Origin of the sequence: Streptomyces sp. NPDC004658 (genome assembly GCF_040609555.1) — a bacterium.
Taxonomy (GTDB): Bacteria; Actinomycetota; Actinomycetes; order Streptomycetales; family Streptomycetaceae; genus Streptomyces.
In genome coordinates this window covers 20,074-27,266 of sequence record NZ_JBEXKG010000109.1, presented here as the reverse complement: position 1 = coordinate 27,266, position 7,193 = coordinate 20,074, and the positions used below count along the sequence as shown (strand labels likewise).

Sequence of the window (7,193 nt, the reverse complement as noted above, 5' to 3'; positions counted from 1 at the left end):
GCGGCGCGCCGAACGCGACGAGCCCGCCCGCGGCCGCTACGGCGGCAGCTGCGCCGCCGGCTCCCGAACCCTGTTCCGACTCGGAAAGGCATCTCATGAAGCACCTCGCAGCCGTCCTCGTGGGTACCGGAGCGCTCCTGGCCGGTGGCCTGGTCGCGGCGCCCTCCGCCTCCGCCGCCACCAGTTGTCTCGGTTCCTCCTGCAACGGCCTGAACCCCGGCAGCACGACCTGTGCGAACGACGCCCGCACCGTGGCCGAGGGCACCGGGCCGGTCTCGGCCGTGGAGTTGCGCTACAGCCCCTCGTGCCGGGCCGCCTGGGGCCGCTTCAAGATCAGTGCCCCGTCCGGCTCCAAGATCGTGATCAAGAACAGTCAGGGAAAGCAGTACACGACGTACGGCAGCGGCCACTTCTTCAGTGTCATGGTAAATGACAAGGACGTGACGGCGTGGGCGTGCGGTACGTGGAAGGCCCAGGGCTCCGACAACGTCGACTGCACCAGCAGCTACTGACCCCGGCTCCGAACACGATCCTCCGATCGGGTGAGCGCCGGCCTGCCGTTGCCGGGGTGGACAACGGCGAACAGCAGGCCGGGCACCAAGCCGACCACGGTTCCCGGCTCACCGACCGAGTGGCCGCTTGTGATGTGTCACGCCAAGACGTCCGCGACGTGCCGGCACTGCCGCCGGCCCGCGGCATGCTCGGTCGCGGGCGACGGGCGTATCAGCGTGCTCCCGGCGGCCGGGGTACTGACAGGGGCACGTCTACGTGGTGGTCGTACCGGCGTGCGGCGACATCCTGTGGCCCCCGTCCGGCGCCAGGTCGGCCGGTCCGGGCAGCTCCCTTCGGTCGGCCTCCGGGTCCGGGGGCGCGAGGGCCGGCTCGGTGCTCTCGCCCAGGAAGCCGCCCGACTGGTGCTGCCACAGCTTCGCGTAGGCGCCGTCCGCGGCGAGGAGTTCCTCGTGGCTGCCCTGTTCCACGACGTGACCGCGGTCGAGGACGACGAGGCGGTCCATGCCGGCGACGGTGCTCAGGCGGTGGGCGACCACGAGGGCCGTGCGTCCGTCCATCAACCGCCACAGGGCGTCCTGCACGAGGAGTTCGCTCTCCGAGTCCAGCGCGCTGGTCGCCTCGTCGAGCAGCAGGATCGGGGCGTCACGCAGGATGGCCCTGGCGAGGGCGACGCGCTGGCGCTGGCCGCCCGAGAGTTTGACTCCCCGCTCCCCCACCAGGGTGGCGAAGCCGTCGGGGAGTTGGTCCGCGAACTCCGTGACGTGCGCCGCCGCGGCCGCCGCGTGGATCTCCTCGTCGGTGGCGCCGGGCCGGGCGAAGGCGATGTTGTCCCGCAGGCTGCGGTGGAACATGGCGGGTTCCTGCGGGACGTAGGCGATCAGTGAGCGAAGGTCGGTCTGGCGAAGCCGGGTGATGTCCTGGCCGCCGATCAGGATGCGGCCGTCGTCGATGTCCGACATCCGCAGCAGGAGCCGGGTGAGCGTCGTCTTGCCTCCGCCGGACCTGCCGACCAGACCGATCCGTGCCCCCGCGGCCACCTCCAGGTCGAGTCCCTGGAAGATGGGCTTCGCACCGGTGTGGGCGAAGGTCACCGCCTCGAAGCGGATGCCGCTGTCCCGCGGTGCGAGCGGTTCGGGTGCCGTCGGGTCGAGCACGGTGGGCGGATCCAGCAGCAGTTCCGTGAACTGCGCGGCCTCGGTCATCGAGCTTTCCAGACGCCGGTAGATCTGGTTGAACTCGAACATGATCTGCGTGGCGTTGGAGAAGTAGGTGAAGGTGACGACGACCTCCTCGACTCCCTGACCGGAGCCGCCGAAGGCGAGGGCGACCAGCAGGCCCAGCACGTTGGTCAGCACGGACATGGGGGCTACCAGGGTGTCGACGCGCAGATTGCCGTAGTCCCACGACCTCAGCGTCAGACGCCGGGATTCCGCGACACGGCGACGGTGTTCGTCGGCCTCCCGCTGCTCGGCCGCGAACGCCCGGATGGTCTCCATGTTCATGAGGCTGTCGGCGACGTGGCCGGAGACCCGGGCGATCGCCGCCTCACGCTCGTTGACGATCCTCTGCCGGCGGCGGATCAGAGGCGTCGCGGCCGCCACGGTCAGCGCGATCATCGCGAGAAGTCCGGCGACGAGCATCGGTTCGTAGCCCCACAGCACCACGGCACCGAACACCAGGGGGACGAGACTGCCCACGATCCGGTACGTCACCGTGTCGACGAAGTCCTCGAAGCACCTGCCGAAGCTGAGCACCCGTTTGGTCAGGGAGCCGGCGAAGTTGTCGTGGAAGAAGGCCGCGTCCTTGGCCAGGAGTTCGTCCATGCCGCTGACGTACAGGTGTTCCATGCCCAGGGCGTCCACGCGGTTCAGGCAGTGCTGCCCGACCCGCCACACGGCCTCGGCGAGCAGCAGTGTCACGCCGAAGCCCAGCACGTACGGCAGCGCCGAGCCGAGGGAGAGACGCCGGTCGTCGGCGGCCTGTCCTGCCAGTTTGGCGATCAGCAGCGGGGCGACGTAGCGGATGCCGATGTTGCCCACCGCCGGCAACAGCAGCGCGGGCACGGCGAGCAGTCGTAGCCGCAGCAGTTCGCGGCCGTAGCGGTGCAGTGCCAGAACGACCGCGCTCCTGCCCGGCGTCGGCCCTGGCGTATCTGTTGTCCCCATCACGCTCCCGGAGGTTCGGAAGTCGGAAGTCTCCCGTCCGCCGAGTTTCTCAGTCCAGGCATTTACCACGGACCAGCGAGAATCGGACATCGCTGCGTTCAGAGCTGACGGTCATCGGCGTGGCGGCCCGGTCACGGTCCTGTGTGGAGGTGGGATGCCCACAGATCGGGCTTGTCGGGGTGGGCCCGGCGGACTTCGGCGGTGGCCGTGTGCAGGGCCTGGGCGGCGTAGTCGGTGCCGTGGGCGGCGATGAGGGTGTAGAAGCGGTCGGCGATGTCGGAGGCGACCTGGTCGTTCACGGGCCAGAGTGTGCCGACGACATGGCGGAAACCCGCTACCTGGAAGGCGGCGGTCATGTGCATCGCCTCGTCGGCCACGATGAACAGGACGTCGCTCGTGGCGCAGGCCGACAGGTAGGCGAGGTCGGCGTCAAGGCCGACCGGCAGGTCTCTGGGGGTCAGCGGCTCGTCGTGGAGCACCAGGCGGCTGAGGGTGGGCTCGCGCGTGTTGGCCTGCGCGTGGCAGGCGAAGTGGACGATCCGGGTGTGGAGCAGGGCGGAGCGCACGGCGTCCCGGGTGGCCTGCTCGTTGTGCAGCACCGACGCGTCGAGCAAGCGGGTGAGGCTGTTCACCTCGGATGCGGCGCCCGGGAGGAAGGCCTCGCCGGGCGTTCTGCTCATGGCGACCACGAGGGCCTTGCCCGGTGGGTCCTGGGTGGGGTGCGCGGCGGGCATGGCGCGGACGGTGGGGAGGTAGGAGGAGACGGTTCTGGCCATGACGGAGTCGTCGGCGTCACCCGCGGCGTGCAGGGGGAAGAGCGACAGGATGCCTACGGGGCACCACCACAGGCGCGAGCCGTTCCAGCCCATGGCGGTGAGCGTTTCGATCACGGGGCGGCCGACCGTGTGCCAGAGCCAGCCGAGGACGTCGAGGACGTCGGCACGGGCCTGGGTGGCCAGGGCCCGCTGGAGCGCTTTGTGCCGGGCCCTGGCCTCGTGGAGGGTGAGCCCTGGCAGGGAGACGGGGTGGACGCCGGACGGTGTGACGAGGAGAGCCAGTCCGCCGGTCTCGACTGCGCTGACGGTCACTATGGGGCCGCGGGTGGCGTTGCGGCAGAGGTCACGGGCCGTGCTGTCCGGAGTGTCGCGCAGGGTGTCGGCGAGGATGCCTCGCGCTTTCTCCAGGAGTTCCAGGGCGCGGTCGGGACGGTGGGCCGCGACCGCGGCGTCGGCCGCTTTCGCCCCCAGGCCGGTGTGGGCGCCCAGTACGAACTCGCGGTCCTCGTAGTACTTGCTGCGCATGGCGACGTGGGGCAGCAGTCCGACGGCTGTCTCCAGGGCGCGCAGTCTCTCGGCCGGATCGACCGGGGGGAGCGAGGCCAGCTCGGCCTGTTCCAAGGCGATCTGCATCCGTGTTTTCGGTGGCAGTCCGGGAAGGCTGACGGCTTCGCTGAGCGCGGCCTTCGCTCGGTGGAGATCGGCCGCGTCATGCGTGCGGCCGAATCGCAGCCGGTGGGCGGCGCCGAGGTCCAGGAGGATGTCCGCCCGTTGACCGGCGGGCGCGAGCTCCAGGGCGCGTTCGCCGGAGGTGACGGACTCGTCGAGAGCGGAGCTGTCACCCGTCGCCTCGTAACCCTGCCACAGGGCTGTGGCGAGCATCGCGTGCGGGAGGTGATCGTCGGGTGCGGTCGCGGCGGCGCTCCGGAACAGGTGGATCGCCTGGGGCACGGCGTCTCGTTCGAGGTGACACGTATAGCGGGTGAACCAGACGTGGCCCAGGCCGCACAGGAATCGGGAGCGACGTGTGTCGGTCGGCGTCAGGAGCTCGACGGCCGCCTGCCCGTTGGTGGTGGCCTCGTCCAGGTGTCCGAGCGATCCGGTCCGCCGGTACCAGTACATCTGGACTTGGCTGAGCTGGTAGAGGGCCTCGGCGCGCGAGTAGGCGTCGTCGGCAGGGGTCTGCCGTACCACGCGTTCCCTCAGTGTGAGGGCCTTGTGGAGGCGCTCGGTGTCCACCGTGCGCCGGGAGTGGGCGAATTCGATCTCGGCGCTGAGAGCGGTGAGCCGGATCTCGCGGGGAAGGCACATGGCGGCCTCGGCCACGTACGCGGTGGCCTTGTCGAGGTCGTCGGCGGAGTGCGCCTGCTGGTAGCGGTGGAAGTACAGCAGGGCGAGATGCCACTCCAGGAGCGGGTAGTCCCTGTGGTCCCGCTGGACCAGCGCCTCGGCCTGTCCGGCTGCGGCGATCGCCTCGTCGAGGACCGCCGGGTCCTCGGTCGCGGCGAACCCCAGGGACAGGACGCGCGAGAGGACCAGGAGCCGGGTCGGCTGTTCGGGGTCGGGGGACCAGGCGGACTCCCGGAGGAAGACGATGGCGCGCTGCAGGTCCGCGCTGCTGGGCTCACGGAGGAACCGCTGATAGAGCTTCTCTCCGTACGAGTACAACAGATGGCGGCCGGTGGGATCCCCCGCCGAGGCGGAGGTGGCCAATTCCTCCGCGCACTGGAGTGCGGCCTCGTGGTCCGCCACGTTGCCGGTCGCCTCATAGCGCTCCTCCAACGTCAGGAAGAGCTGGAGGAGGCTGCCGAACCGCTTGCGGCGGCCCGGCGGGGCGAGGCGTTTTCGCGCCATGGCGACGGCCTGGTCGAGTTCGGCGGTGTCCCCGCGCCGGGCGGCGAGCAGGCGGAGCGCCCTCAGCAGGTCGGTCTCGCGCTCCCCTCTCCTCGGGTGGTCGTCCGGGGTGGCCATGACGATGCGCCGCCAGGCGAACGCCGCACGCGCCGCCGCCGCGGGACCGGGCGAGTCGCGGGCGTCTCGACGCAGAAGTTCCGCCTCACACACGCCGTGGTCGGCGAGGAAGGGCAGCATGTCCGGTGGCAACGCCATCTCGCTGTACAGCAGGCAGGGAGTGAGCGCCATGACGGCCAGGCGCAGGTCCGTCGGCTCGTGCGCCGCCAGGTAGCGGTAGAAGGAGAAGACCCCGAGCACGAAGGACGATTCCGTGGCCTCGCCGTCCCACTCCCGGCAGGCGTCGGCGAAATGGTCCGACATGCCGTCCGCGAGGGTGTGTCCCAAGTCGTCGGTCGCGTGGACCCGTTCGATGCAGGCCGCGAGTTCTCGCAGCGCTCGGGAATCCATCAGGTCGTCCCCCCTGACGTCTGCGCCGCGGCCGGCGTGCGCCGGCGGCGGACGGCTGCCATGAATGCCTGGACGCCGAGGAAGAACGCGGGCGCCAGGACGATCGCGACGATCGGCTGAGGTACCGGCAGGAACAAGGCGGCCCCTCCCAGACAGAGGCTCCCGGCCGAGGTGAGCGCGGTCGGGGTGCGGGAACGGCGCAGGAGGAGGAACAGCAGACAGGAGAGCAGACAGACCGCGCAGGCCCCGAGTACGGGCCATGCGTGCCAGATACCGGGGGCGGCCGCCGCTGCCGTGGCGGAGAGCAGCACCGCCAGAGGGAGTCCGGCCTCGCGGCGGATGCCGCGATCGAGGAAGAGGGCCCTGAACAGCCAGGCCAACTCGCCCACGACACCTGTCGCGCAGACCCCGAGGACCGTCCAGCGGGCGCCGGTGAGGTGGCCTCGCGGCACGCAGGCGACGAGCAGTCCGGCGAGCAGGGCGATGATCCCGGCGTGGTAGAAGCCGCGCGCCGCGTTCGCCCACCGGTGGGCCTGCAGCAGGTGGCTCTGCTGCATACCGAGCAGGAACCGGCTCGGAACGCCGTCCGTCTGCTCGCCGGGGAACCACTGCAGGAGGTCTCCCGGCGTGCACATGTAGCGTCGGGTCCACGCCGTCGCCTGGACGGTCGCGATCTGGAGCAGGCCGGCCGCGACGAACAAGGCCAGCGACGCGTCCGGCCACCGGCTGACGGCTGCGGGGCCGGGCACCGACGACTGCAGCGCCAGCACCGCCAGCGTGAAGCTGCCCCCGGCGAGCAAGGGGGCGGCCACCCCGCCGACCGCCTGCACACTCTCCAGGTAGCCCATCGGTACGGGCGGCCGCCAGCTCACGTTCGTGCCCTCGGGCAGTCTTCGGTGTGGTCGCCGTCCACTCCGCCGCACGAACAGTAGAAGCCGCGCCCGGCGACTCCCCTGACCGCCGATGTGCCGCGCTCGAAGGTGATCCTGGGTGCCGGAAGGGCCAGCGCGTCGGCCACGGCGGCCCCGACGGCGATCAGGTCGGCCGTCTCCGGGACGGCTATTCGCACGCGGACGTCCCCTGGTTCAATGCCGGTCACAGCGATCAGCTCGGCGCCGAACGGTGCGAGCACGGCACCGATCCGCGCCGTGTCGGGTCGTTCGATCCGGCGCCACGTCCCGCGTAACCTCAGTACCAGTTCTTCATGCACAGAGCCATCATGCCCACCCTCCGACCGCGTCACTGCCGGTTCCGGCCACCCCGTTCGGGGCCGCTGCGAAGCCCCGCGACCACGGCCGCGGCGTCCACTGGGACATGCTCGGATTCCGCATCGACGTCCGCCCCGTCGACGCCGTCGAGCGCTGCCGTCGGCGCTGTT

General features: G+C 70.8%; 5 protein-coding genes. 1 reads left to right on the top strand and 4 read right to left on the bottom strand.

Annotation, left to right across the window (positions count from 1 at the left end):
* Positions 1-95 precede the first annotated feature (95 nt).
* Positions 96-512 (top strand): DUF2690 domain-containing protein, encoded by a 417-nt coding sequence (locus ABZV94_RS29105; protein WP_356345489.1) that lies wholly within the window; start codon positions 96-98, stop codon positions 510-512.
* A gap of 252 nt (positions 513-764) precedes the next feature.
* On the opposite strand, the gene ABZV94_RS29100 is transcribed toward ABZV94_RS29105, so the two are convergent.
* The 4 genes from ABZV94_RS29100 to ABZV94_RS29085 all read right to left on the bottom strand — a co-directional run bounded on the left by ABZV94_RS29100 (position 765) and on the right by ABZV94_RS29085 (position 7,025).
* The gene (locus ABZV94_RS29100; RefSeq protein ID WP_356345487.1) at positions 765-2,678 is read right to left on the bottom strand and encodes an ABC transporter ATP-binding protein; all 1,914 of its coding nucleotides are present in this window, start codon (positions 2,676-2,678) and stop codon (positions 765-767) included.
* Between the two features lie 131 nt (positions 2,679-2,809).
* Positions 2,810-5,815 carry a CHAT domain-containing protein gene (locus ABZV94_RS29095; protein WP_356345485.1) on the bottom strand — a complete coding sequence of 1,002 codons (3,006 nt, stop codon included), beginning with the start codon at positions 5,813-5,815 and terminating at the stop codon, positions 2,810-2,812.
* The gene (locus ABZV94_RS29090; RefSeq protein WP_356345483.1) at positions 5,815-6,687 is read right to left on the bottom strand and encodes a hypothetical protein; all 873 of its coding nucleotides are present in this window, start codon (positions 6,685-6,687) and stop codon (positions 5,815-5,817) included. Before ABZV94_RS29090 ends, ABZV94_RS29095 begins: the two co-directional genes overlap by 1 nt.
* Positions 6,684-7,025, bottom strand: coding sequence for a hypothetical protein (locus ABZV94_RS29085; RefSeq protein ID WP_356345480.1), 342 nt, complete (start codon positions 7,023-7,025; stop codon positions 6,684-6,686). Before ABZV94_RS29085 ends, ABZV94_RS29090 begins: the two co-directional genes overlap by 4 nt.
* Positions 7,026-7,193: the final 168 nt, after the last annotated feature.

Coding starts and splice junctions, on each gene's coding strand:
- ABZV94_RS29105 (WP_356345489.1), top strand. CDS start 96: ATGAAGCACCTCGCAGCCGTCCTCGTGGGTACCGGAGCGCTCCTGGCC.
- ABZV94_RS29100 (WP_356345487.1), bottom strand. CDS start 2,678: ATGGGGACAACAGATACGCCAGGGCCGACGCCGGGCAGGAGCGCGGTC.
- ABZV94_RS29095 (WP_356345485.1), bottom strand. CDS start 5,815: ATGGATTCCCGAGCGCTGCGAGAACTCGCGGCCTGCATCGAACGGGTC.